This is a genomic window from Burkholderia sp. L-4 (genome assembly GCF_056856535.1).
Genome location: NZ_JBXEOX010000003.1, coordinates 198,577 through 219,707, shown reverse-complemented (window position 1 = coordinate 219,707; position 21,131 = coordinate 198,577). Strand labels below are relative to the sequence as shown.

Here is a 21,131-nt window from a genome sequence, read left to right as displayed (position 1 = left end):
TTATTGTCCCGACGAAGAACGACGAAGCGCGAGCAGGTGCTCGAGCGAGAAGAGGATGATCGCAACCGCCGCGGGCATCGCGATCAGGTAGCGCACGCCTTCGGGCAGCCCGATGATCGGGATGCGGTCGCCCATCGTCTCGGCGGCCATGCTGCCGCAGCCGACCATGATCATCACCGCGAACGCCATCAGGCTCAGGTGCTGGATCCCGATGACCACGTTGCGCGCCTTCGGCGACAGCCGGCGCACGAGCGAATCGAGGCCGATATGGCCGCCGTCGCGCACCTTCATCGCCGCGCCGAACATCGCGATCACGATCACGAGCAGCAGCGCGATCGGCTCGACGAAATCCGGCGCGTTCTCGAACACGTAGCGCATCACGACCGCGTAGAACACCAGCACCGTGAGCACCGCGAGGCACGCCGACGCGATCACGGCCAGCACGCGGAACAGCACGTCGTTCACGCAGCGCAGGAGTGGCACGGCATGCGGCCGCGCCGGCCCGGCGCCGTCCGGGGCCGAGGCCGACGAGCCGCCGGCCGCGGCGCCGTTCAGGGAAGTGCGACGCGTCACTTGGTGGCCTCGATCTCGTCGACGATCTGCTTCATCTGCGGCGTCTTTTCATACTTCGTCCACAGCGGCTGCATCGCCTTCACGAACGCCGCGCGGTCGATCTGCGCGGCCGGCAGGATCTTCGCGCCGCCCTTCGTCACCATCTGCTGCGCGGACGCCTCGCGCGCGGTCCACAGCTTCTGGTAGTACGGCACCGAATCGGCCGCCGCCTTCCGGATCGCCGCCTGCTCCTGCGGCGACAGCGTGTCCCAGATCTTCTTCGAGAACACCAGCACTTCCGGCGTCATCGCGTGCTGCGTCTCCGAGTAATCGGGCGCCACTTCGTAGTGCTTGGTTTCCTCGTACGACGGCAGGTTGTTTTCCGCCGCGTCGACGAGGCCCGTCTTCAGGCCCGTGTACACCTCGGCGAACGGCATCGGCGTCGGCGTGCCGCCCATCGCCTTGATCTCGTCGACCATCAGGTCGGACGGTTGCACGCGCACCTTCAGCCCCTTCATGTCGGCCGGCGTGCGCACCGGGCGCTTCGCGTAGATCGAGCGCGCGCCGCTCTCGTAGAACGTCAGCGCGATCATCCCCTTCGCGCTGAACGCATCGAGGATCTTCTGGCCGGCCGGGCCGTACATCGCCTTGCGGAAATGGTCGACATCGCGGAACAGGAACGGAAACGACGGGATCAGCGATTCCGGCACGATCTCGTTGAACGACGCGCCGTTCACCCGCGCCATGTCGATCGCGCCGATCCGCACCTGGTCGACCGTGTCCTTCTCCGAGCCCAGCGCGCTGTTGCCGAACACCTTGATCGAATCCTTCCCGCCCGTCGCCTTCGACAGCTCGTCGCCCATGAACTTCACGGCCATGTTGGTCGGGAAGTTGTCGCCGTGCACGTCCGCCGAGCGGAACACGCGCGCCTGCGCGGACATCGCGAAGCCGGCCATCAATGCGACGGCCAGGACGGTACGGGAGCCGGTGAATCGGTGCTTCATGGTGAGTCTCCTTGATGGTCGATCGTTGTTGTGCGGCGATCCGTCGGCAGGCACATGCGTCGGCGAGACGCTCCGCTGAACCGCAGAGTCATACGTCGTATGACGTGTCGAGCGAATGTACGTCGGTTAACCGTTTAACTCACTTGGTGCATACCCCTATGACCGTTACCATCAAGGGTTTTTGGCGTGAATCGGGGAATCGTTTCCTCTGTTTTTGCGCGTCTTTGGCGAAACGTTTTCCGTAAACGGAGCGGGATTCGGATCGGACAGGGTCGGGACGATTTCCTGACGGCTAATCGCCTTCTTTCGTAGTGCCCCGTCTTGTTATAGGATGACTGACCACGGTGCGACCACGTCGACGCACTTTGCCGACCAAGTCCGAGCGTGCTCGGCCGGCTTGCCGCCTTGCCCGCGACGGCAGCGGCACTCACCGCGTGCGGCGGCGGCGATTCGAGCGCCCGCCGCGCGCCAACCGGGCGTCAATGCCCGGCTGGCGAACACCCCGTCAACGTGATCGGGCTGTCGACTGCCTCGACCTCGCGCCTGCCGTCACGGCGAGCGCCTGAAATAATGCTGCGCCAGCGCGACCCAATAGCGGACGCCCGCCGGAATGATGTCGTCGTTGAAGTCGTATTTCGGGTGATGCAGCGACGGGGCATCCGTTCCGGCCGGCGCATTGCCGATCAGCACGTAAGCGCCGGGCCGCTCTTCCAGCATGAAGCCGAAGTCTTCGGACGTCATGTTCGGCGGCACGTCGCGCAACAGGCGGTCGTCGCCGAACGTGTCGCGAACGACCGTTTCGCACAGCGCCGTCTCGGCCGGCGTGTTGACGGTCGCCGGATAGTACTGGAAGAACTCGACGTCGACCTGCGCCCCATGCGCGGCGGCCAGCCCTTCGCATACGAGCCGGACGTCGCGCTGCAGCCGTTGCTGCAATTCGGACGACAGCGTGCGAATCGTCCCGCGCAGCTCCGCGCTGTCCGGAATGACGTTGTCCGTCGTGCCCGCCTGGAACATGCAGACGGAAATGACGGCCGGATCGACCGGATCCTTGTGCCGCGCGGCGATGGTCTGGCACTGCAGCACCATCGCGCACGCGAGCGGCACCGGATCGATGCCCAGGTGCGGTTGAGCCGCGTGCGCGCCCTTGCCGGTGACCGTGATCCGGAAACGGGAACCCGCGGCCATGATCGGGCCGGTGCGCATCCCGAAATGCCCGGCCGGCAGGCCGGGCCAGTTGTGCATGCCGAATACGGCTTCCGTCGGGTAGCGATCGAACAGCCCGTCGTCGATCATCTTGCGCGCGCCCGCGCCGCCCTCTTCCCCGGGCTGAAACACGAAATGCACGGCGCCCGGCAGCTGCGGCAAGTCCTTCAGGATGCGCGCGGCGCCGAGCAGCATGACGGTATGGCCGTCGTGCCCGCACGCATGCATGATTCCGTGCGTGCACGACGCATGCGCGAAGTCGTTCGCTTCGTGAATCGGCAATGCATCCAGATCCGCGCGCAGCACGATGCCGCGGCGCGGGTCCGCGCCGGGCAGGCTCGCGACGACGCCCGTGCCGCCGAGCCCGCGCGACACCGCGTAGCCGAGCGCCTCGAGCTCGCGGGCGACGACGTCGGCCGTCCGGTGTTCCTCGAATCGCAGTTCGGGGTGCGCATGCAGATCGCGGCGCAATGTCGCCCAGTGCGCGTGATGCAGGTCCAGCGACGTGTCGGGGATGACGATGTTTTCCAAGTCGGCACCTCTGCCAGGCAAACCGGTTCAAATCGGGACCGCCGCCGCATCGCGTGCGGCGACAGCTTCAGTCGTCGAATCCGAGGATCGACTTGATTTCCATGTATTCCTCCATCCCTTCGATCCCGTACTCGCGGCCGTTGCCCGACTGCTTGTATCCGCCGAACGGCGCCTGCGGATCCCACGCCGGGTAGTTCAGGTGCACCTGGCCGGCCCGGATGCGCGCGGCCACCGCGCGCGCCTGCGCCTTGTCGGTGCCCTGCACATGCGCGCCCAGCCCGTAGACCGTGTCGTTCGCAATGGCGATCGCCTCGTCCACGGTATCGTAGGGAAGAATCGCGAGCACCGGACCGAAGATCTCCTGCTGCGCGATCGTCATGTCGGTGCGGACGTCGGAGAAAATCGTCGGCCGCGCATAAAAGCCCTTGTCGAACCCTTCCGGCCGGCCGGGACCGCCGGCGATCAGCTTCGCCCGTTCGTCGAGGCCCGCGTCGATCATCTGCGCGACCCGGCCGAATTGCGCGCGATTGGCAAGCGGCCCGTGCGTCGTCGTCTCCGCGAACGGATCGCCGACCACCAGTTTCTGCGCGGCCGCGAGAGCCAGCGCCTCGACCGTGCCGAGCAGGTTGCGCGGCACGATCATGCGGGTCGGCGCGCTGCACGACTGACCCATGTTCCGGAACGCGGCGGCCACGCCGGGCGCAATGGCCCGCTGCAGGTCCGCATCCGGCAAGACGATGTTCGGCGACTTGCCGCCCAGCTCCTGCGCGACGCGCTTGACGGTCGGCGCCGCCGCCTGCGCCACCAGCACGCCGGCACGCGTCGAGCCGGTGATCGACACCATGTCGACTTCCGGGTGCGAAGACAGCGCGGCGCCCACCACCGCGCCGTCGCCGCTCACCAGGTTGAATACGCCCGCGGGCACGCCCGCATCGGCGATCACTTCCGCGAACAGCAGCGCGCTGAGCGGCGACAGCTCGCTGGGTTTCAGCACGACCGTACAGCCGGCCGCGAGCGCCGGGCCGACCTTCGCCGTGATCTGGTAGATCGGCCAGTTCCACGGCGTGATCAGCGCGCACACGCCGATCGGCTCGCGCACGATCGCGGTCGTTCCCCGCCGCGAGACGAACGGATAACGCGCGAGATTGTCGCGCGCGACGCGGATATGCTCGGCCGCGAGCGGCACGTGCGCGGCGCGCGCATAGCTGATCGGCGCGCCCATTTCCGTGGCCAGCGCCGCGGCGAACAGCTCCGCGCGCTCCAGCATCAACGCATGCACGCGATCGAGCAGCGCGGCGCGCGCCTGCGGCGACGTGGCCGCCCACGGTTCGAAGGCCCTGCGCGCGGCGCTGACGGCCCGGTCGGCGTCACGCGCGTTGCCGAGCGGGATCTCGCACAGTCCGTCTTCGGTGGACGGGCTGACGACCACGAACCGGTCGCCGCCGTCGGGCACGACCCAGTCGCCGTCGATGAAGAGGCGATCGAGCCTTCCGTTTTGCATCAGGTGAACAACAGGAGAATTCATTGCAGCGTGTCCTTGAGTCGATACCAGGCACCGACGAACGGCAGGAACCAGGGTTTGCCGAAGTGCCCGGGAATGGCCGGCCAGTCGAAGTCTTTCCAGGGGTTGAGATCCGCGCGCCCGTCCATGATCTCCGCCATCAGCGTGCCCATCAGCGTGGCCATGTGCGTGCCGTGGCCGCTATAGCCCATCGCGTAGTACACGCCGTCGCGCTCGCCCGCGCGCGGTAGTCGGTTGGCGGTCATGTCGACCATCCCGCCCCAACAGTAGTCGATGCGTACGCCGGCCAGTTCGGGAAACACGGCGGCCAGCTGCCGCCGCAGGATCGCCCCGCTCTTTTCGTCCGAACGCGGGTTCGACGCGGCGAACCGCGCGCGACCGCCGAACAGCATCCGGTTGTCGGGCGTGACGCGAAAGAAATTGACGAAGTTCTTCGTGTCGGTGACCATCCGGCGCGTCGGCAACAGCCGGTCGAGCAGGTCGTCCGGCAACGGCTCGGTGACGATGATGAACGCACCGACCGGCACGATCCTGCGGCGAATCCAGCCGAACGGGCCGACCTGCGAAATGCCGCTCGCGAGCAGCACCTGGCGCGCACGGATCTCGCCGAGCGGCGTACGCGCCGCGTAAGCGCCGCCCGCTTGCCGCTTCAGCCCGAGCACCGGCGCATGCTCGAGGACGTGCGCGCCGCGCGCTTGCGCGGCGCGTGCCAGGCCGCGCACGTAACGGCCGACGTGCATCCCGGCACTCTTGCCGAACAGCAGGCCGCCGTGATAACGGTCCGAGCCGATCTCGTCACGCAGCTCGGCTTTCGTCACCATGCGCGTGTCGGGATCCACGCTCGCCGCGAGCAGTGCCTGACTTCGCGCGAGCTTGTCGTAATGCTCAGGTTTCGCCGCGAGCTTGAGCTTGCCGCGGCGCACGAAATCGCAATCGATCGACTCCTCCCTGACCAGCCGCTCGACCGTGTCGACGCCTGCGTCGAACGCGCGATAGAGCCGATTGGCCAGTTCCGTGCCGATGCGCTGCGACAGCGCCGCGTAATCCTGCGCGAAGCCGTTGTTGCACATACCGCCGTTGCGTCCCGATGCCGCCTGCCCGACGGTGCCCGCCTCGCAGACGATCACGCGCGCCCCTTTCCTGGCCAGCGCCAGTGCGGCCGCCGAGCCGGTGATCCCGCCGCCCACCACCAGCACGTCGCAACTGCCGTCGCGCAACGCCGGCGAGTTGCTCGCAAATGGCTCTGACGTCTCGAGCCAGTAGGAACCGAAACGCATCCGTCACTCCCAGGTGGCCGCGCCGGACGGTCAGGCCGGCGAAGGTTCGCCGCGCCGGTCCGGCCGCTCGCGTGCGAGCGTCGCGGCCTTGCATCAGAAATCGGCGACCTTGCCCCATGCGGAATCGCTGAACCGGGCCGGCTGGTACGGCACCGGATCGACCAGCGGCGGCGCGCCCGTCGCAAGATCCGCGATCAGGTGCCCGGCGCCCGGCCCGATCCCGAAGCCGTGGCCGGAAAAGCCCGCCGCGAGGATCAGCCCCGGCACGCCCGGCACTTCGCCGATGCCCGGCACGCCGTCCGGCGTGCTGTCGACGAACCCGGCCCACGCGTGCGTGATCTTCGCGTCGCGAAGTTCGGGCATCAGTTCGACGGCGCGGCGGTAGGTTTCGTGGACCGTCGACATGTCCGGCTTCGGATCCAGGATGCGGACCGCCTCCATCGGCGTCGGCGCATCGAGGCGCCAGCGCTTCAGCGTTTCATGACCGCCGCGCAGCCCTTCGAGCCCGCCCGGCAGCAGATTGCGCCAGCGCTTCGCGAACATCGGCACGAATTGCGGCGCGAATCGCAGGAACTGCGGCGTCAGGTCCACCCGAGCGCGGCCGCTGATCGCCAGCGCGTAACGGCCGTCGCTGCGGCGCGTCACGGACACGCCGGACGTGTACATCGCATCCGGCAGCGGATGCTCGACCGGCGACACGCTCAGGATCGACTGACGGATCGACGCCTGCGGAAAACGGATGCCGAGCTGGCGGCAGAACGACGACGCCCAGGCGCCGCCCGCGAGCACGACGGTCTTGGTCTTGATCACGCCGGACTCCGTGACGACGGCGCTCACGCGTCCGCCCTCGCGTTCGATGCCGCGCGCCGCGCAGTACTGGTGGACACTGCCGCCGAGCTTCATCAGCGCTGCGGCGACGGCCGGCGCGGCCTTTTCCGGGTCGGCCGTGCCGTCGGTCGGCGAAAACACGCCGCCTTTCCACGGCCGCCCGGTCGCGTGCCCGCGCTCGGTGGCCTGCTTGCCGTCGAGCATGTACGTCGCCACGCCCGCCGTCTTCGCGAACTCGCCCCAGCTGGCCCAGCGGGCCAGCTCGGCCTCGTCATTGCTCAGGTACAACAGGCCGCAGCGATGAAAGCCCGTGTCCTCGCCCGATTCGATCGCGAATCGTTCCCACAGGTCGATGCTCTTGCTTGCCATCGGCAACTCGCGCGCATCGCGGTTCTGCTGCCGGCACCAGCCCCAGTTGCGGCTCGACTGCTCGGCGCCGATGCGCCCCTTCTCGACGAGCGCGACCGATACGCCGCGCCGGGCCAGATAGTAGGCGGTGAAGACGCCGATGATGCCGCCGCCGATCACGACGACATCGGCCGAAGCCGGCAGCGTGGCCGGGGTTTCGATATGGCGTAGCGGAGGAGTCATGCTCAGGCTCGCTCGGTGGATGCGTTGACGGTCTGCACGACGTAGAACTTCGCCACGCGTTCGCTGCTTTCCCACCCGATCGGCGTGCCTTGCGGCACGAACAGCGCATCGCCGGCGCCGAGCGTCAGCACGCTGCCGTCCGGCGCGGCGAACCGTACGTCGCCGTCCAGCAGGAACATGAATTCGTTCACGCGATGCGGCCGGACGATCCGGTGATAGGGCGTCGAATCCCATGTGCCCGCGCAGTACGCGGCGCCGTCGTCGACGAACACGTTGTCGCTGCGGCACTGCGGCGCCGGGCCGAGCAGCACCTCCGCCGGCAGCGTGGCCGACGGCTTGAAGTCGGCATCGGCTCGCAGCGCGAACACGCCGCGCCGGGTCGGTGCCGCGCACGCGGCGGCGCAGAACGTGAACAGCACGCGCGATGCCGCGGTCACGCGCAGCGCCGTGCCGCCGCCGATCACGGCCCCGTCTCCCGGGCCCAGCACCAGCGGCGCGGCGCCGGCCGCTTCGAGCGTCAGCTCGCCCTCGATGATCGCGATGGTTTCGATGTGCGGAAAGCTCGCCACGTCGAGTTCGCCGGCGAACGCGACACGTCCGGCGGCCATCGCGTCGGGACCTTCCCACGCGATCTCCCGGGCTTGCGCGAAAGGATCGTTCGCGCCGAACGCCTGCTGGCGAAATACGGTTGACGAAGGCGCGCCATCGGCGCGGTGCAACACGAAAACTGCGGTCATATCTGCTCCTGTGCGGCGCGCGGCGGTGCGGTTGAACACTGCCGCGCGATATCGGAAATCGTCGTTCGCCGGCTCTGCCGCCGGACCTCCCCGGCATGCGAACCGTGCGTGTGTGCGCCTACGCCGCGTGACACGACGCTTCGCGGCGCTCGGCATGCCTGCGCGTCGAAGACGTGCGCGCCGTCGCACCGCCTGCCCGCGCGACCACGTAATCGCGCGGCGTGATCCCGAGCACCCGCCGGAAATGCCGGCACAGATGGCTCTGATCGAAGAAACCGACGTCGGTCGCGACGACCGACGGCGCGAGACCGGCGCGCAACAGGTCCTGCGCACGGCGTACCCGCACCAGGCACAGATACCGGTGCGGCGACAAGCCGGTTTCGCTGCGAAAGCGCGCGGTGAAACGCGACACGCTCAATCCGGCCACCGCCGCGAGCGTGTCGAGGTTCAGCGGCTGCGCGAACGATGCATCGATCGCGCGCAGCACGTCGCCGATCGCCGGCGAGACGGGCCGCGCGACACGAGACGAGCCAACGAGTTGCACTGTCATGTCGTATCCTCCCGGGCGCTCGCTTCAGTGCAGGAAATCCTGCATCCGGTAATACGCGCCGACGAGCGGCAGGAACCACGCGTGCCCGAAATGGCCCGGTATCGCCGGCCATTCGAGCTCGCGCCACGGGTTCGACGCGGCTGCGCCATACAGCACGTCGGCCATCACGCGGCCCATGTGCACCGACATCTGCACGCCGTGGCCGCTGTAGCCCATCGAGTAATAGAGCCCGTCGTGCTGGCCCGCGCGCGGCAGCCGGTCGGCGGTGATGTCGACGAGGCCGCCCCAGCAGTAGTCGAGCCGCACGTCGGCCAGTTCCGGAAAGTAGCCGGCCATGCCGGCGCGCAGGACGTCGCCGCTTTTCGTATCCGAGCGCGGGCTCGACATCGCGAAACGCGCGCGGCCGCCGAACAGCAGCCGGTTGTCGGGCGTCACGCGGAAGTAGTTGCCGATCTGGCGCGACGTCACGTACGCGCGGCGATGCGGGAACAGCCGGTTCAGTTGCGCGTCGGCCAGCGGCTCGGTGACGACGATGAAGCTGCCGACCGGCGCGATGCGCCGCCGGAACCACGCGAACGGGCCGTGCTGCGATGCGCCGGTCGCGACCAGCACGCGATCGGCGACGATCGTGCCGCGGGTGCTGGTGATCGAGTGACGCTCGCCGTCGAGCCGGTCGAGCTGCGTGACGGCCGCCTGCTCGTACACGCGTGCGCCGGCACGCACGGCCGCTTGCGCGAGGCCGACGCCGAACTTGCCCATGTGCATCTGCGCGCCGTTGCGCTGCAGGAGCCCGCCGTAGAAACCGTCGGATGCGATTTCATCGCGGATCCGCGACGGCTCGATCAGCTCGATGTCGGGATCGACGTCGCGGCGCAACGCATCGAAGGTCTTTTCGAGCCCGGCGAAGTGCTGCGGCTTCGCGGCGAGCTTCAGCTTGCCCGCGCGCCGGAAATCGCAATCGATCGCCTGTTCGGTCACGATCGTCTCGACGCTCTTCACCGCGCTTTCGTACGCGAGATAAAACTGCTTCGCCTGCGTGGCGCCAATGCGCGCGGCCAGCGACGCGTAGTCCTGCGCGACGCCCGTATTGCACTGGCCGCCGTTGCGGCCGGACGCCTCGCCGGCCACCTGCGCGGCTTCGAGCACGACCACCGACACGCCGCGCTGCGCGAGCGCGAGCGCCGCCGACAAGCCGGTGAAACCGCCGCCGATCACGACGACGTCGGCCCGCCCTTCGACGGGACCAACGCTTCCGGCACGAAACGCGGGGCGGGTATCCAGCCAGTACGATTCCAGTTTCATTGGATCCTTCTTGTGCATGCCGGCAATGTCGATCGGCGAACGTTCAATGAGAATCATTTAATCACCGTCAAAAACCGCAGTTGCCGCGTATTCGCGCGCGGCACGCGTGCAAATTGCCGTTTTGCGCGACCGCCGCAGCAGACTATGCGGCGGGCCGTCCACCGCACCGCGCGATGAACGGTTCGCGCGCCTCGCACTACAGCTGTACCGGCGCGACGCCAGCGGAAATCGGCTCCGCCTGGAAGCGCGCGAGATCTTCCTCGCTGCGATGGCACAGCACCTGCGCGCCGTTCCCGAGCGTGCGCAGCGACGGGGCCGTGCGGTTGCACACGCCGTCCACACGCATCGCGCAGCGCGACAGGAACGGACACAGCTCGGCCTCGTTCTCGCGCTCGCCGATCGGCACCAGCGGCCGGTGGCAACGCTCGGCCGCATCGTCGAGCCAGCCCGCGCGCAACTCCGGCGCGGACGACACCAGCAAGTGCGAATACGGGTGATAAGGCGGCGCGCACAGCGCGTCGCGGCTGCCCGTCTCCACGCGGCGGCCCGCATACAGCACGACGATGTCGTCGCTGATCGCGCGCACCTTCGCGATGTCGTGCGTGATGAACACGTACGACACGCCGAGCTTCGCCTGCAGGTCGCGCAGCAGCTCGATGATCGCGGCGCCGACCACGGTGTCGAGCGCCGACGTGACCTCGTCGCACAGGATCAGGTCGGGCTCGGCCGCGAGCGCGCGCGCGAGGTTCACGCGCTGCTTCTGGCCGCCCGACAGCTCGCCGGTACGCCGCGAGGCCACCGCCGGCGGTAGCCGCACGAGTTCGAGCAGCTCCGCGACGCGCTGCCGCGCACGCGCGCCCTTGATGCCGTGATAGAACGCGAGCGGCCGTGCGAGCGTGCGCTCGACGGTATGCACCGGGTTGAGCGCGGTATCGGCGTTCTGGAACACGATCTGCACGCGGCGGTGCTGCTCCTTGGTGCGCTTGACGATATCGAGCGCGAGCGGCTCGCCGTCGAGCAGGATCTTGCCGCCCGTCGCCGGCACGAGGCCCGCGATCACCTTCGCGAGCGTGGTCTTGCCGGAGCCCGATTCGCCGATCACGCCGACCGTCTGGCCGCGCCCGATGCGCAGGTCGACTTCGTGCAGGATCACCTTCGCGGGCCACCCTTTGGCGGTACGGCCGCCGTAGCCGGCGATCGCGCCGCGCACGTCGAGCAGCGGCGTCGGCGCGGCCGGCTCCGGTGCTTGCCCCTGCGCGTCGCGTTCGGCATCGTTCGGCGTGACCGCCGCGATCAGGCTCTGCGTGTACGGGTGCGTCGGCGCATGCAGGATCTGTTCGGTGTCGCCCGCCTCGCGGATCACACCGTCGCTCAGCACGACGATCCGGTCGGCCATCTGCGCGACCACGGCCAGGTCGTGGGACACGTACACCGCGCTCATCCCGTAGCGCCGGATCACGCTCTTGAACGCCTGCAGCACGTCGATCTGCGTGGTCACGTCGAGCGCGGTGGTCGGCTCGTCTAGGATCACCAGCTCCGGATCCGTGATCAGCGCCATCGCGGCCATCAGCCGCTGCAGTTGACCGCCCGATACCTGGTGCGGATAGCGCTTGCCGATCGTCTCCGGCTCCGGCAGCGCGAGCGCGCGAAACAGCTCGATCGCCTTCGCCTGCGCGTCGCGCTTCGTCATCGTCTTGTGGATCAGCGCGCTCTCGATCACCTGGTCGAGAATCGTGCGCGACGGGTTGAACGCGGCGGCCGCGCTCTGCGCGATATACGCGACCTTGCGGCCGCGCAGCGCGGTCAGCGCCGCTGCGGAAAGCGTGCACACGTCGGTGCCGTCGAGCTTCACCGAGCCGCCGGCGATCCGGCATCCGGCGCGCGCATGGCCCATCAGCGACAGCGCGATCGTCGTCTTGCCGGAGCCCGATTCGCCGATCAGCGCGAGCACCTCGCCGCGCGCGATGTCGAAGTCGACACCGTGGACGATTGTCGTTTCCTCGCCGCCCGGCCGGCCGCCGACCACGCGCAGCCCGCGCACCTCGACGAGCGGGTTCGATTCGTGTCGCATCAGTGTCCTCCGGCGGCGCCGGCCGCGCCCTTGCGGCGGCCGCGATGCGGCAGGCCGTCGATCATCAGGTTGACGCCCACCGTCAGGATCGCGATCGCGACCGCGGGCACGATCGCGACGGCCGAGCCGTCGCCGAGGCTCGCGATGTTCTCGCGCACGAGCGAGCCGAGGTCCGCGTACGGCGGTTGCACGCCGAGCCCGAGAAAGCTCAGGCCGCTCAGCAGCAGCACGACGAACGTGAAGCGCAGCCCGGTGTCCGCCAGCATCGGGTGGATCATGTTCGGCAGCATCTCGACGCACGCGATGTACAGCGCGCTTTCGCCGCGTGCACGCGCGACCTGCACGAATTCCAGCGTGCTGATGTTGACGGCGAGCGCGCGCGCGATCCGGTACGAGCCGGGCATGTAGCTGACCGCGGCGGTAAGGACCAGCAGCGGCAACGACGAGCCGAACGCGGCGACGAACATCAGCGCGAACATCTTCGACGGAATCGACGTGAGCGCGTCGAGCAGCCGGCTCATCGTCTCGTCGACCGCGCGGCCCGACACGGTCGCGAGCAACCCGAGCGTCGTGCCGGTCACGGCGGCGAGCAGCACCGCGGCCAGCGCGAGCAGCACGGTCAGCCGCGCGCCGTACAGGATCCGGCTCAGCATGTCGCGGCCGAGGAAGTCGGAGCCGAACGGCAGCTTCGCGCTGAACGGCGCGAACACGTCCGGCGTGACGATCGCGCCGACGTCGTGCGGCGCGAGCAGCGGCGCGAACACGGCGATGAACAGCATCAGGCCGACCATCGCCAGACCGACGCGGCCGCCGGTCGTCAAGGCGATGCGCGCGGTGCGGCGCTTGCGCGGCTGGTCGGGGGCAGGCGCGGCCGGCGGCATGCTGCCCCGCCCCAGGGGCGGGTCGTCGGATGGCGGCAGCGGGCTGCTGCGTTGTACGGGTTCGATCGGTTGCATGGGCGGCATCTCGGAAGGAAGACGAAACACTCAGGTGCGCAGTCGCGGGTTCGACACGATCGAGCACAGGTCGGCGAACAGCACGAGCGTCAGGTAAGCGACGCAGAAGATCAGCGTGCACGCCTGGACCAACGGGAAATCGCGGTTGCTGACGGCGTCGACCATCAGGCTCGCGAGGCCCGGATAGTTGAAGATCGTCTCGACGACGATCACGCCGCCGAGCAGATACGACAGGCTCAGCGCGATTGCATTGGCGATCGGGCCGATCGCGTTCGGCAGCGCATGGCGCAGCACGACGCGCGCGGGGCTTGCGCCCTTCAACGTGGCCATCTCGACGTACGACGCGCTCAGTTGCTCGATCACCGCGGCGCGCGTCATGCGCGCCATCTGCGCGATCACGACCGCGCACAGCGTCAACACCGGCATCGCATACGCACGCAGGAAATCGTGCAGGCTCTCGATCGGGCCGCTGTACGACAGCGCGGACAGCCAGTGCAGCTTCACCGCGAACACGAGCACGGCGACCGTCGCGATCAGGAATTCCGGCGTCGCGACGAGCGACAGCGTGCCGAGGCTGATCACGCGGTCGACCACCGTCTCGCGCTTGACCGCCGCCAGGATGCCGAGCAGCAGCGCGATCGGCACCGACACGGCGGTCGTGATCGCCGCAAGCGCGAGCGACTTCGGCAGGCGGCCGCCGATCAGCTCCGACACCGGCATGTCGCCGGACAGCGACCGGCCGAAATCGCCGTGCAACAGCCCGGCGAGCCAGTGCACGTAACGGACGTGCGCCGGCATGTCGAGACCGAACTGCTGGCGCAGCGCGGCGACCGTCTCCGGCGTCGCCGACTGGCCGAGCGCGGCCTGCGCGGCGTCGCCCGGCAGCAGGTTCGTGATCGTGAAGATGATCGCGGACACGATCAGCAGCGTCAGCGCGGTGACCGCGATGCGCCGGCCGATCAGCCCGATGAGAATTCGGTTCATGGAGCAGCACTCCCGAAAAAACCGTGCGTGGCCGGCGCGGGGGCCCGCACCGGCCGCGCGACGGCGGCCAGCCACGACGTCACGCGTTCCACCACACGTTCTCGGCGAACATGAAGCCCATCATCCCGCCGGTCGGGATCGAGCCGAGGCCCGCGAGCCGCTTGTCGTATCCGTCGAGGAAGCTGATGAACGCCGGAATGCCGACCCGGCCCTGCTGCGCCACGATCACCTGCATGTCGCCGTACATCTGCTTGCGCTTCGCGTCGTCGGTTTCCGAACGCGCGGCGAGCAGCAACTGGTCGAACTTCGCGTTCTTCCAGCCCGATTCGTTCCACGGCGCATCCGACTTGAAGAACTGCGTGAACAGCACGTCGGCGCTCGAACGCGGGTTGATGTTGCCGAACGTGAGCGGGTGCTTCATCCAGTGGTTCGACCAGTAGCCGTCGGGCGACGCGCGGTTGACCTGCAGGTTCAGCCCGATCTTCTGGCCGGCCTGCTGCAGCAGCACGGCCATTTCGATCGACCCGTTCGCGTCGGACGTCGCATAGATCGGCGGCAGCGTGGTGCCGAGCGCGCCCGCCTTCTGGAGCAGGAATTTCGCCTTGTCCGGATCGTGCGCCCGCTGCGGCAGCGACGCGTTGAAGTAGCGATGCCCCGGCGGGATCGGCTGGTCGTTGCCGATCACCGAGTAGCCGCGGAACACCGCCGTGCGGATCTGCTCGCGATCGAACAGGTACTTCATCCCTTCGACGAAATCGGGATTCGAGACGATCGGGTTGTCGCTGCGCATGATCAGGTCGGTATAGAGGCCCGACTTGGTTTCCTTCAGCGCGTAGCCCGGCGTCGACGAGACCCGCTGCGTCGAGCGCGGATCGATCGCGTTGATCAGGTGCACGTCGCCCGACAGCAGCGCGTTCAGGCGCGCGGCGCTGTCGCCGATGCCGATCAGCTCGATCTCGTCGAGATACGGCCTGCCCGGCTTGAAGTAGCTGTCGTTTCGCACGCCGATGGTCGCCACGCCCGGCTTGAACGACTTCAGCTTGTACGGGCCGCAGCCGATACCGGTGCTGAAGTCGGTCGTGCCGTCCTTGACGATCACGAGCTGCGGCGTCGCGAGGATCACCGGCAGATCGGCGTTCGCGCTCACGAGCGTCAGCGTGACTTCGTCGGGGCCGGTCGCCTTCGCATCCGCGAACTGTTCGGCGAGCGGCTTGACCTTCGACGCGGTGGCCGGGTTCTTGTGGCGCATCAGCGAAAACACCACGTCGGCCGGGCCGACGGGCTTGCCGTCGTGGAACGTGACGCCCTTGCGCAGCTTGATGATCCACGTCTTCGCATCGGTCGTCTGCAGCGACTCGGCGAGGTTCATCTGCGGCGTGAGGCTCGCATCGAGCTGCGTGAGACCGCTGTAGAACATGAAGAAACGGGTGTAGTCCGCGCCCGTCGAGCCCTTGGCCGGATCGAGCGTATCGGCCGTCGAGCCGGCTTCGTTCGCGACCCGGATCTTGCCGCCGCGCTTCGGCGCGGGCGCGGCGAATGCCGACTGCGCATCCATCAGCAGCCCGCCGCCGCCGACGGCCATCATGCCGCTCGCCGCCATGACCCGCATCATGTCGCGGCGCGTGAAGCCGCCCTTGCCGTCATTGTCGATATCGTCGCTCATCCGAACTGCTCCTGACTGTGGGAAGTGGGTCCAAGGGTCCAGCGTGGTTGTTCAATCCCGCCGCGCCCGCTTGCTGGTGGCGGGCGCGACGTCGTACACATGCAGTTCATTTAAGCATCGCCAAAATGCGGTTTGTCGCGATTCGGGCGGCCCGCACGATACGAATCGACCGTTTTGAGCCGCCCGCGCAGCATGAATTGCTGCGTGCGCGCATGTGTCGTCGTGCGCCCGGCGGCGTGTCGCGGCGGCTGCCCGACCCGTGTCGATACAGGAAATCGTAAGGCCGCAGCCGCCGCAGATTGCGCCGACAAAATTGCCCGTTCGGCATCCGGCGCGCGTTTGACTCACGCAAACCGCACGTTTGTGTCGAATGTGTGTGCGCGTGCCCAAGACGGTCGAAACGAGCGGCGACGATGGGGATCGCGACGGGACGTCGCGCAGTAAAGTTCGGAAGAATGCCGCTCGATCGGAACGGCTTGGCGGGAAGACGGGAAGATGACGGGACTGCCCGGAAACCGGGCCCGTGCAGCCGTCAGGCGCCGCGGCCGCGAGCGGCGATGCATGCGTCACCGGGCATGTCGCCGCGCTCACCGGGCGCTCGCCGGCGCGGCGCCCAGGCGCCAGGATGATGCGCCCCCGCGAGCGGACGGCGCGAAGCCGTCACGCAGCGAGCCGGAATACCGATACGGCGGCCCGCAGGCGCGCCGCCTGCTCGTCCAGCGACGAGGCGGCGGCCGCTGCCTGCTCGACGAGCGCGGCGTTCTGCTGGGTGACTTCATCCATTTGCGCGACGGCCAGCCCGATTTGTTCGATGCCGGTGCTTTGCTCCGCCGATGCCGCGGAAATCTCGCCCATGATGTCCGCCACCCGGTCGATCGACCGGACGATCTCGGTCATGCGCTCGCCGGCCGTCTCGACGAGCCGGCTGCCGCTGCCGGCCCGCTCGACCGACGCGTCGATCAATCCCTTGATGTCCTTCGCGGCCGCCGCGCTGCGCTGCGCGAGCGAGCGGACTTCCGATGCGACGACGGCGAACCCCCGCCCCTCCTCGCCGGCCCGCGCGGCTTCCACCGCGGCGTTGAGCGCGAGAATGTTGGTCTGGAATGCGATGCTTTCGATGACGACGGTAATGTCGGCGATCCGCACCGATCCGTCCGAAATCTGCCGCATCGTTTCGACGACCGCGTGCACGGCGGCGCCGCCAAGCTCGGTCGCATCCTTGGCCTGGGCCACGAGCGCATTCGCCTGGCGCGCGTTGTCGGCGTTCTGTTTGACCGTGGACGTGATCTGCTCCATGCTCGCCGCCGTTTCCTGCAGCGACGCGGCCTGCTGCTCCGTGCGCTGCGACAGATCCAGGTTGCCTTGCGCGATCTCGCCGGTGCCGGTGGCGATCGAGTGGGTCGTGGTCTGGATCTCGGCGATGGTGTCGGTCAGCCGCGCCTTCATGTCGCCCAGCGCGACGAGCAGGCTGCCGGGCGCGGCATGCGCCGTATCGAACTGCACGTCCAGTTCGCCGGCGGCGATGCGGGCGGCGATCTGCGTCGCATGCGCGGGTTCCCCGCCCAGCGTGCGCCTGACGCTGCGCAGCACGCCCCATGCGATGGCCGCGAGCGCCGCGGCGATGACGAGCGCGACGGCGCCCAGCACCATCGCGAGCCGGGCAAACGCCGCGTTGATGTCGTCGTAGAAAAATCCCGTGCCGATCCACCAGTTCCAGTCCGGAATCGCGACCACGCCCTGCAGCTTCGGCTCCAGGTCCGCGTCGGGGCTGCGCTTGATCAGCACGTCGACGAGCGCGAAATGCGCCTGCGCCATCCCCGCGCGGTACGCCTCGCTGTCGGTCATGCCGCTGGTCGTGCGGTTGCCTTTCGCGCGCGTGCCGATGAATTTCGCGTTCGGGTGCACGAGGTTGACGCCGTCGGACGTCGTGACCCAGAAGTAGCTCTTCGAATTCGCGTTGAGCGCCGCCAGCGCGGCCTTGGCCTGCTGCTGCGCCTGCTCCTGCGTGAGCGTGCCGCTCGTCTGCATCGCGCGATACGAATCGACCAGATGCTCGGCCTTGGTCAGCAGAATGACGATCTCTTCGCGGCGGCTGTCGATCAGCGCGTCGCGCAGCGTGTGCAGCGACAACGCGGCCAGCAGGACGACGCCGAGCAGCGCCGCGGCGACGAGCATCAGCAGTTTGGTGGACAACTTCATGCGGGGGCCTCGAAATATTAACCGTTCGGTACATATATCGGCCCGGGCGGCCCCGCCTTGAACGACTCAATATCGGTAATTACCCTCATTTCGTGCGCTGACCGAACGCGCCGGGACGCGACGGCATCACGGCCGCGCCCCGGCGCTCGACGAATCGGCCGGCGCGGCCGGCTTACAGCCCGAGTTGCGTCGCGAGCTGACCGATGTCCGACACTTCGTAATAGTTGTAGAACGGCGTGCCCGGCTCGTGGCCGCGGTTCACGAATGCCTTGTGCTTGATGCCGAGATCCTCGGCCGTCATGAGGTCGTAGCGCAGGCTCGACGACACGTGCAGCACGTCCTCGGGCTTGCAGCCGAGCTTGTCGAACATGTATTCGAAGCCCTGCATCCGCGGCTTGTACGATTGCGCCTGCTGCGCGGTGAACACGGCGTGGAACGGCGCGCCCAGCTTGTCGACGTTGCTCATGATCTGCTCGTCCATCGCATTCGACAGGATCACCAGCTTGTACTTCGACGCCAGCCGCGACAGCCCGGCCGGCACGTCCGGATGCGGGCCCCACGTCGGCACCGCATGATAGAAAAGCTCGGCCTCGGCCTCGTCGAACTTCACGCCGAGCCGCGCGCAGGTGCGGCGGACCGCGTTGACGACGACGTCGCGGTACGGCTTCCACGCGCCGAGCACCTCGTCGAGCCGATAGGCGGCGAACGCGCGCACGAATGCCTCCATCGCGGCCGGCGACAGCCGGTCCGCATAGATTTCGCGCGCCGTCTCGGCCATCCGGAAATGGGTCAGCGTGCCGTAGCAGTCGAAGGTGATGTACTTCGGTTCAAACTGGATCATGGTGACGTCCTGTCGGTGTGAAGCCCCGGCAGGGCCGGGGACGGGCTGGATTTAACGAAATTGAATCAGGGCAAAAAGTCGTCCGCGCATCGTTCGGCGCCGCTCAAAACGCAGAATCGCCGCGTGTTGCCCGCCACATGCAGCACGATCTGCGGCACGATCGGGCGCGGCGCGGGCGGCGGGCGCCGATGGGCGCCGCGCTACCGCGGCGAGCCCGTCTGCCGATGCGGCCCTTCGGCAGGCGGCAGTGCCGCCGTGCCATTGATCGTAGTGGTATTCCACAGCACGCGTGGCCGGATTGACCCGTCTCGCCAGCACGATCCGGGCGTTCGTTCGCGCCGATCGAGCCGGTTTGCATCGAATTCGCGGGCGCGCCCGCCGCCGCCGGAAAACAGGCGAATCGTCCTATCCGCCCCGCGGCCTCGCTGGCACAGTGATGCGTCATTCCCACCCCTCCGGAGTCCGGCGTGTCCGACCTCAATCCTTCCAGCACGCTTACCTATCGCCCGTTCGCCGAAACCGACCTGCCCGCCGCGCACCGGCTGTCGGAAGCCGTCAAGTGGCCGCACCGGCTCGACGACTGGCGCTTCGTGTTCCAGCTCGGCGGCGGCTTCGTCGCCGAAGACGAAACCGGCGTCGTCGGCACCGCGCTCGGCTGGCGCTTCGGCGAATCGCACGCGTCGCTCGGCATGGTCATCGTGTCGCCCGAGCGCCAGGGCCGCGGCATCGGGCGCGAGTTGCTCGCCCGCCTGGTCGACAGCTTCGGCCCGCGGACCGTGTTCCTGCACGCGACGCCGGCCGGCGAGCCGCTGTACGCGAAATTCGGGTTCGAAGCGATCGGCACGATCGATCAACACCAGGGCGCCGCCTTCCAGCCGCCGCTGATATCGCTGCCGCCCGGCGAGCGCCTGCGGCCGATCGGCGCGAACGACGGCCCGCGCCTTGCCGCGCTCGCGTCGCGCGCCGCGGGCTATCAGCGCGACGAAGTGATCGGCGCGCTGCTCGACGTCGCGAACGGCATCGCGCTCGATCGCGACGGCGAGCTGCTCGGCTTCGCGCTGTTCCGCCGCTTCGGCCGCGGCCACGCGATCGGCCCGGTGGTCGCACCGGACGCGCAGCGCGCGCAGGCGCTGATCAGTCACTGGCTCGCCCTGCACGAGGGCATGTTCGTGCGGCTCGACGTGCCGGGCGACAGCGGGCTGTCCGACTGGCTGCAGGGGCTCGGGCTGCCGCGCGTCGATACCGTCGTCGCGATGGCGCGCGGCGCCGCGCCCGAGCGCGATCCGGCGCTGCGCGCGTACGCGATCGTGAACCAGGCACTCGGCTGAGCGGAACGAAGATGAGCTTCCTGTACAAGGCCGACCCGGTGCGCGGCGCGCAATGGGCACAGCGCTTCGCGCAGCGCGCACCCGATCTCGCGTTCCGGATCTGGCCGGACATCGGCGACCCGGAGGCGGTCCGCTATCTCGCCGCGTGGCAGCCGCCGGACGATCCGGCCGCGCTGCTCCCGAATCTCGAGGTCGTGTTCTCGGTCGGGGCCGGCATCGATCAGTTCGACCTGTCGCGCGTGCCGCCGCACATCCCCGTCGTGCGGATGATCGAGCCGGGCATCGTCGAGGGCATGGTCGAATACGTGACGCAGGCGGTGCTGACGATTCACCGCGACCTGTTCGACTACGCGGCGCAACAACGCGCGCAGGTGTGGCACGAGAAACCGGTGCGCGCCGCCGCGTCGACGCGGATCGGCGTCCTCGGGCTCGGCACGCTCGGCCAGGCGGTGCTCGACATGCTCCGGCGCTTCGGCTTCCCGTGCGCGGGCTGGAGCCGCACGCCGCGCACGCTCGACGGCATCGCGTGCTACGCCGGCGACGACGCGCTCGAACCGTTCCTCGCCCGCACCGACATCCTGATCTGCCTGCTGCCGCTGACCGACGGCACGCGCGGGCTGCTCGGCACACGCGTGTTCGATGCGCTGCCGACCGGCGCGTCGCTCGTGCAGGTCGGGCGCGGGCCGCAGCTCGATGCGGCCGCGCTGCTCGCCGCGCTCGACAGCGGCCGGCTCGACAGCGCGATCCTCGATGTAACCGACCCCGAACCGTTGCCGGCCGGTCATCCGTTCTGGGCGCATCCGCGCATCCGGATCACGCCGCACATCGCGAGCGCCACGCGGCCCGACACCGCCGTGGACGCCGTGCTCGCGAATCTCGCGCGCCATCGTGCAGGACAACCGATGATCGGCATCGTCGACCGCACACGCGGCTACTGACGCGCGCGTCCGGCACGGCGGGGCGCGCAGCAGAAAATGCCGAAGCGCCCC

Annotated in this window: 17 protein-coding genes; 2 read left to right on the top strand and 15 right to left on the bottom strand. The window is 68.6% G+C overall.

Annotated features, from left to right (window positions below):
- The 15 genes from AC1VVG_RS31525 to AC1VVG_RS31455 form a co-directional block, all read right to left on the bottom strand.
- A complete protein-coding gene (locus AC1VVG_RS31525) occupies positions 1 to 573 on the bottom strand; it encodes a TRAP transporter small permease (protein ID WP_482837404.1) in 573 nt (190 codons plus the stop codon).
- The gene (locus AC1VVG_RS31520) at positions 570 to 1,556 is read right to left on the bottom strand and encodes a TRAP transporter substrate-binding protein (RefSeq protein ID WP_034191859.1); all 987 of its coding nucleotides are present in this window, start codon (positions 1,554 to 1,556) and stop codon (positions 570 to 572) included. The genes AC1VVG_RS31525 and AC1VVG_RS31520 overlap by 4 nt, the downstream gene beginning before the upstream one ends.
- Positions 1,557 to 2,105: 549 nt before the next feature.
- Positions 2,106 to 3,293 carry a M20 aminoacylase family protein gene (locus AC1VVG_RS31515; protein ID WP_034191860.1) on the bottom strand — a complete coding sequence of 396 codons (1,188 nt, stop codon included), beginning with the start codon at positions 3,291 to 3,293 and terminating at the stop codon, positions 2,106 to 2,108.
- A gap of 67 nt (positions 3,294 to 3,360) precedes the next feature.
- Positions 3,361 to 4,818 (bottom strand): aldehyde dehydrogenase family protein, encoded by a 1,458-nt coding sequence (locus tag AC1VVG_RS31510; RefSeq protein ID WP_059562497.1) that lies wholly within the window; start codon positions 4,816 to 4,818, stop codon positions 3,361 to 3,363.
- Complete coding sequence (locus AC1VVG_RS31505) at positions 4,815 to 6,092, bottom strand: NAD(P)/FAD-dependent oxidoreductase (RefSeq protein ID WP_482837403.1); 1,278 nt, start codon at positions 6,090 to 6,092, stop codon at positions 4,815 to 4,817. The genes AC1VVG_RS31510 and AC1VVG_RS31505 overlap by 4 nt, the downstream gene beginning before the upstream one ends.
- A 93-nt stretch (positions 6,093 to 6,185) precedes the next feature.
- Positions 6,186 to 7,511 carry an NAD(P)/FAD-dependent oxidoreductase gene (locus AC1VVG_RS31500; RefSeq protein ID WP_027791938.1) on the bottom strand — a complete coding sequence of 442 codons (1,326 nt, stop codon included), beginning with the start codon at positions 7,509 to 7,511 and terminating at the stop codon, positions 6,186 to 6,188.
- A 2-nt stretch (positions 7,512 to 7,513) separates the two neighbouring features.
- Positions 7,514 to 8,248 (bottom strand): cupin domain-containing protein, encoded by a 735-nt coding sequence (locus AC1VVG_RS31495; RefSeq protein ID WP_482837402.1) that lies wholly within the window; start codon positions 8,246 to 8,248, stop codon positions 7,514 to 7,516.
- A gap of 118 nt (positions 8,249 to 8,366) precedes the next feature.
- Complete coding sequence (locus AC1VVG_RS31490) at positions 8,367 to 8,798, bottom strand: helix-turn-helix domain-containing protein (RefSeq protein WP_027791940.1); 432 nt, start codon at positions 8,796 to 8,798, stop codon at positions 8,367 to 8,369.
- A gap of 24 nt (positions 8,799 to 8,822) precedes the next feature.
- Positions 8,823 to 10,100 (bottom strand): NAD(P)/FAD-dependent oxidoreductase, encoded by a 1,278-nt coding sequence (locus AC1VVG_RS31485; RefSeq protein ID WP_034192031.1) that lies wholly within the window; start codon positions 10,098 to 10,100, stop codon positions 8,823 to 8,825.
- A 196-nt stretch (positions 10,101 to 10,296) separates the two neighbouring features.
- Positions 10,297 to 12,171 (bottom strand): ABC transporter ATP-binding protein, encoded by a 1,875-nt coding sequence (locus AC1VVG_RS31480; RefSeq protein ID WP_034191864.1) that lies wholly within the window; start codon positions 12,169 to 12,171, stop codon positions 10,297 to 10,299.
- Positions 12,171 to 13,127 carry an ABC transporter permease gene (locus AC1VVG_RS31475; RefSeq protein ID WP_034191865.1) on the bottom strand — a complete coding sequence of 319 codons (957 nt, stop codon included), beginning with the start codon at positions 13,125 to 13,127 and terminating at the stop codon, positions 12,171 to 12,173. The genes AC1VVG_RS31480 and AC1VVG_RS31475 overlap by 1 nt, the downstream gene beginning before the upstream one ends.
- Before the next feature lie 30 nt (positions 13,128 to 13,157).
- On the bottom strand, positions 13,158 to 14,111 hold the full coding sequence (locus AC1VVG_RS31470) for an ABC transporter permease (protein WP_034191866.1): 954 nt from the start codon (positions 14,109 to 14,111) through the stop codon (positions 13,158 to 13,160).
- Positions 14,112 to 14,190: 79 nt separating this feature from the next.
- A complete protein-coding gene (locus AC1VVG_RS31465) occupies positions 14,191 to 15,774 on the bottom strand; it encodes an ABC transporter substrate-binding protein (protein WP_034191867.1) in 1,584 nt (527 codons plus the stop codon).
- A 660-nt stretch (positions 15,775 to 16,434) separates the two neighbouring features.
- Positions 16,435 to 17,973, bottom strand: a complete 1,539-nt coding sequence (locus tag AC1VVG_RS31460) for a methyl-accepting chemotaxis protein (protein WP_367190481.1) — start codon at positions 17,971 to 17,973, stop codon at positions 16,435 to 16,437.
- Positions 17,974 to 18,145: 172 nt separating this feature from the next.
- Positions 18,146 to 18,814: a haloacid dehalogenase type II gene (locus tag AC1VVG_RS31455; protein WP_034191869.1), complete on the bottom strand. Its 669-nt coding sequence runs from the start codon at positions 18,812 to 18,814 to the stop codon at positions 18,146 to 18,148.
- Positions 18,815 to 19,281: 467 nt separating this feature from the next.
- Between AC1VVG_RS31455 and AC1VVG_RS31450 the strand changes: the two genes are divergently transcribed.
- Complete coding sequence (locus AC1VVG_RS31450) at positions 19,282 to 20,142, top strand: GNAT family N-acetyltransferase (protein WP_049031037.1); 861 nt, start codon at positions 19,282 to 19,284, stop codon at positions 20,140 to 20,142.
- Between the two features lie 11 nt (positions 20,143 to 20,153).
- Positions 20,154 to 21,080, top strand: a complete 927-nt coding sequence (locus tag AC1VVG_RS31445) for a 2-hydroxyacid dehydrogenase (RefSeq protein ID WP_482837401.1) — start codon at positions 20,154 to 20,156, stop codon at positions 21,078 to 21,080.
- Positions 21,081 to 21,131: the final 51 nt, after the last annotated feature.

Coding starts and splice junctions, on each gene's coding strand:
- AC1VVG_RS31520 (WP_034191859.1), bottom strand. CDS start 1,556: ATGAAGCACCGATTCACCGGCTCCCGTACCGTCCTGGCCGTCGCATTG.
- AC1VVG_RS31510 (WP_059562497.1), bottom strand. CDS start 4,818: ATGAATTCTCCTGTTGTTCACCTGATGCAAAACGGAAGGCTCGATCGC.
- AC1VVG_RS31505 (WP_482837403.1), bottom strand. CDS start 6,092: ATGCGTTTCGGTTCCTACTGGCTCGAGACGTCAGAGCCATTTGCGAGC.
- AC1VVG_RS31500 (WP_027791938.1), bottom strand. CDS start 7,511: ATGACTCCTCCGCTACGCCATATCGAAACCCCGGCCACGCTGCCGGCT.
- AC1VVG_RS31495 (WP_482837402.1), bottom strand. CDS start 8,248: ATGACCGCAGTTTTCGTGTTGCACCGCGCCGATGGCGCGCCTTCGTCA.
- AC1VVG_RS31490 (WP_027791940.1), bottom strand. CDS start 8,798: ATGACAGTGCAACTCGTTGGCTCGTCTCGTGTCGCGCGGCCCGTCTCG.
- AC1VVG_RS31485 (WP_034192031.1), bottom strand. CDS start 10,100: ATGAAACTGGAATCGTACTGGCTGGATACCCGCCCCGCGTTTCGTGCC.
- AC1VVG_RS31480 (WP_034191864.1), bottom strand. CDS start 12,171: ATGCGACACGAATCGAACCCGCTCGTCGAGGTGCGCGGGCTGCGCGTG.
- AC1VVG_RS31475 (WP_034191865.1), bottom strand. CDS start 13,127: ATGCAACCGATCGAACCCGTACAACGCAGCAGCCCGCTGCCGCCATCC.
- AC1VVG_RS31470 (WP_034191866.1), bottom strand. CDS start 14,111: ATGAACCGAATTCTCATCGGGCTGATCGGCCGGCGCATCGCGGTCACC.
- AC1VVG_RS31465 (WP_034191867.1), bottom strand. CDS start 15,774: ATGAGCGACGATATCGACAATGACGGCAAGGGCGGCTTCACGCGCCGC.
- AC1VVG_RS31460 (WP_367190481.1), bottom strand. CDS start 17,973: ATGAAGTTGTCCACCAAACTGCTGATGCTCGTCGCCGCGGCGCTGCTC.
- AC1VVG_RS31455 (WP_034191869.1), bottom strand. CDS start 18,814: ATGATCCAGTTTGAACCGAAGTACATCACCTTCGACTGCTACGGCACG.
- AC1VVG_RS31445 (WP_482837401.1), top strand. CDS start 20,154: ATGAGCTTCCTGTACAAGGCCGACCCGGTGCGCGGCGCGCAATGGGCA.